Annotated in this window: 6 protein-coding genes; all 6 read left to right on the forward strand. The window is 64.1% G+C overall.

Going from position 1 to position 3658, the window contains the following annotated elements:
• Positions 1–227: hypothetical protein (locus AC1DQP_RS18075; RefSeq protein ID WP_478052157.1), on the forward strand; the 227-nt coding region annotated here is incomplete at its 5' end.
• Between the two features lie 13 nt (positions 228–240).
• Positions 241–537, forward strand: coding sequence for a hypothetical protein (locus AC1DQP_RS18080; RefSeq protein ID WP_478052158.1), 297 nt, complete (start codon positions 241–243; stop codon positions 535–537).
• A gap of 67 nt (positions 538–604) precedes the next feature.
• Complete coding sequence (locus AC1DQP_RS18085; protein WP_457319505.1) at positions 605–1030, forward strand: hypothetical protein; 426 nt, start codon at positions 605–607, stop codon at positions 1028–1030.
• Between the two features lie 57 nt (positions 1031–1087).
• A complete protein-coding gene (locus AC1DQP_RS18090; RefSeq protein ID WP_457319504.1) occupies positions 1088–1471 on the forward strand; it encodes a YbjQ family protein in 384 nt (127 codons plus the stop codon).
• Between the two features lie 71 nt (positions 1472–1542).
• Entirely contained in the window at positions 1543–2931 is a 1389-nt protein-coding gene (locus AC1DQP_RS18095) for a serine hydrolase domain-containing protein (protein WP_478052159.1), read from the forward strand.
• An 88-nt stretch (positions 2932–3019) separates the two neighbouring features.
• Positions 3020–3658: SDR family NAD(P)-dependent oxidoreductase (locus AC1DQP_RS18100; protein ID WP_478052160.1), on the forward strand; the 639-nt coding region annotated here is incomplete at its 3' end.

A 3658-nucleotide genomic window follows, 5' to 3' on the forward strand; every position in this document is an offset into this window, starting at 1 on the left:
AACGTATTGTGCATGGCACAGCTCATGTCCACGAATCAGTTACTGACGCGGATGCAAAGTGCGACATGAAATGGCGTGAACCGAGGGACGTGTCGCTCAAGCAGCAGACCCGCTTCAATCCGCTCGGAAAACCGGTGCGGACAACGTTCACGTGGCTTTTCCTCGCCTTTGCGGCCGTGTTCGTCATGGGGAGCATAAGATGCCTCCGCCGCCTTCCCGCCACGTGACCTGGAGAGCCGCATGGAACCCGACGCAACCGATCCCGCCCTCGCCAGCCCGGCCGACTACAGTGATGTGTTGTACCCGGTGTATTTCGAGGTGGGCGAGTGGCAACACRTCGTGCGGGACGCGATGATCGCGTTCCTGGTTCAACGCAGCGATGGTCATCCAGCCTTCCACTTCGCGCCGGATGCGCTTCGCACCACTGCGCACGGCTATGAGGTGGACCTGCCGATGCAGTTGATCCCTGAAGTGGTGCGCGCGTTGGCCGAGCGGAACGTGGCGATCTATCAGGTGGTCAGGCGGCAGCCCCGATGAGCGTTCGTCTGTAGCAGGACGCATTCGGCCTGATGCATCATCGACACACTCGCAGGGAGCGCAGCAGATGAACAGTCGACGCAGTACCCGAACGCCGATGGCCTGCTGGCTGCTGCCCATCGCGCTGTGCGTTCCGCTACCGGCACTGGCCTCCGACCCGGTTGGCATGCTGACGGTGTTCTTCGGGCTGCCGGTCTTCATGACCGCCGTCGTGGTGTTGGGCACGCTGGTGATCTTCCGACGCCACCGCTGGGCGAGAGGGATCGGGTTGTTGCTTGGCATCCCCGTATCGTTGCTTGGCGCGTACCTCGCATATGTGGACACCTGGCGCTTCTGGCCCGACCGGAATGGCAGCGATGACGGCACGCAGATGCTGATTGTCGTTGGCTGGACGCTGCTGTGGTGGTGCGTGCTGTGGTTCACCTGGCTGTTCTGGCGCACGGGGAAGGTGTCCTCGTCGGCAACGGATGTCCTGCCCAAGCGGTATCCCTGATACTCCACCGGATGGCACGTCATATCGGCGCGCACGCAGCACAATCACGAGGCCGCAATGACCGATCCTTACAACAGCAGTCCGCGCGCCGGTTCGGCTACCCGGCTCGACGATTCGATGGTGACAACCGCCATGGAGCTGCCCGGCTATCGCATCGTGCGCAGCCTGGGCGTGGTGCGTGGCATCACCGTGCGTTCGCGTTCGATAGTGGGCAATTTCCTCGGCGGGTTGCAGACGATCTTCGGCGGCAACATCACCATCTATACCGAGCTGTGCGAGCAGGCCCGCGAGGAGACCTATCGGGACATGGCCAAGCATGCGCGCCTGCTGGGTGCCAACGCGATCATCGCCATGCGGTATGACGCCACCGATGTGATGACCGGACTGACGGAAGTGCTGTGCTATGGCACGGCGGTGGTGGTTGAACCCGCGCTTGGCTGACGCGCATTCGCTTTGCCCGGTAGTGGCCGGCGTTGAGGCCGCTTTCTCTTCCAAACGACAAGGTGAACTGCATGCGCCTGTTGAAATCACTGGTAGTTGCACTGCTGCTGTTCTCGATCACGGCCCACGCCGGAACGCCCTTGGTGACGGGTGAGGCCGAACACGCGCTGAGGGCGTGGCTGGCCGCATTCAACGACGGTGATCGCGATGCGCTGGCGGCCTTCCGGGAACAGTACAAGATGCGCGCTGACGCGAAGGGCGATCTTGAGTTCCGCGCAGAGACCGGGGAGCTGCGGGTGCTGGAGGTCGTCGCCAGCACGCCGGGGAAAGTGCAGATGCTGCTGCTGCCCAGCGCCAATGACCGTGTGATGCTGGTGACGGCGACGCTCGACCCGGACAAGCGGTCGGCCGCGTTCGCGTTCGAAGGCGCGCAGACCCCCGCGAAATACCAGCCCAGGCGCATGGCGATGGCTGACGTTCTGGACGCGGCCAAGACGCGTCTGGATGCGCTGCAGGCGACTGGCGACCTCGGGGGGGTGTTCCTGGTGGCCAGGCAGGGAGACGTCCAGATGGCGTGGCACGGCGGCCTTGCCGATCGTGAGCAGGGCCTGGCGGTGGCGCGCGCTACCCGATTCCGGTTGGCGTCGTTGAACAAGATGTTCACCGCTGTGTCCATTCTGCAGCTACAGGAAGCGGGCAAGCTGTCGCTGGACGATACGCTGGCCAAACACCTGCCGCGCTACCCGAACCCGTCGGTCGCAGGGTCGGTCACGCTGCGTCAGCTTCTGGACCACACCAGCGGACTGGGCGATATCTTTGGTGACAAGGCCACCAGCAACGCCGACAGTCTCAGGACGCTTCAGGACTACTGGGCGGTGTTTGGGGAGGAGCCAGTGGCGTTCACGCCGGGAAGCCGGGACCAGTATTCGAACTATGCATTCATTCTGCTGGGCAGCGTCATCGAGGCGGTCTCGGAACAGTCGTACTACGACTATGTCGACGAACACATCTATCGCGTAGCGGGCATGAGCGCGACCGGATCCGAGCCCGAGTCGATGCCGGTCGTCGGCAGGGCCAAGCCGTATACCAAGGTCGATGGCCGATGGACAGTGGAAACGGCATCGCTGCCGTGGCGCGCTACCTCGGCCGGTGGTGGCTACAGCACCGTCGACGACATGCTGAAGTTCGGTGAGGCGCTGCGTGCGGGCAAGCTGCTGTCGCCTACGTCATTGGCAGCGGCGACCTCCCCGCAGAATCATAAGGCCTGGTACGGCTATGGGTTCATGGTGCGTGGTGAGGGTCGTGATCGGCTGTACGGTCATGAAGGCGGCGCACCCGGCGCCAACGCCGTGTTCTATGCGATGCCCGCGCRGGGATATGTGCTGGTAGGACTGAGTAATGTCGATCCTGAAGCGATGGGCAATGTGGTCAATTTCGTGGCGAACCGGTTACCGCTCTAGCGGCATGCGCCCGTGATACTTCGCATGTATCGCAACAGCACGCCATCGGTATTGGTCACGGGTGCAGTGCAGGCCGCATGCTGCTTCGATGGATAACGAATCAATCTTCTCGTTTACCGGCCAGGTCGGCCTGGTCACCGGCGCGGCCGGTGGCCTTGGCCTGGCTTACAGCCGTTTGCTGGCACGGCGCGGTGCGCAGGTGGTGATGCACGATGTGGGGGCCGACCGTGACGGCACCGGGTTTGATCCGCAGCGGATTGAACGGGCGGTGGCCGAGCTGTGCGGGCAGGGCCTGGTGGTACATGCCGCGCACGGTGCGCTCGACAATCGCGCGGAGTGCCGGGCCCTGGTGGCCGATACCCTGCAGCGTTTCGGTCGCCTGGATTTCATCATCCACAACGCCGGGTGGGTCGAGTACCAGCCGATCGACACGCTGGAGGACGAGCGCTTCGACGCGATGATGGCGATTGCCGCGAAGGCGCCCCTGTGGCTGGCGCAGGCTGCATGGGCGTCGATGCAGGACGCGCGCTACGGACGCATCGTGCTGACTACTTCTGATCGCGCGCTGTATCCGCAGTACGTGCAGCACGGGCTGGCGGCCTACGCGGCGGCGAAGCTGGCTGCGGTGGGCATCGTCAACGTGCTGGCCGCGGAGGGCGCGCCGCACGGGATCGTGGTCAACGCGGTGTCGCCGGTGGCCAAGACGCGGATGTGGGGCGTGCAGGGT

Source organism: Stenotrophomonas sp. P5_A8 (genome assembly GCF_056400545.1).

Bases quoted from the DNA above. Each gene is read 5' to 3' on its own strand.
- AC1DQP_RS18085 (WP_457319505.1), top strand. From the start codon at position 605: ATGAACAGTCGACGCAGTACCCGAACGCCGATGGCCTGCTGGCTGCTG.
- AC1DQP_RS18090 (WP_457319504.1), top strand. From the start codon at position 1,088: ATGACCGATCCTTACAACAGCAGTCCGCGCGCCGGTTCGGCTACCCGG.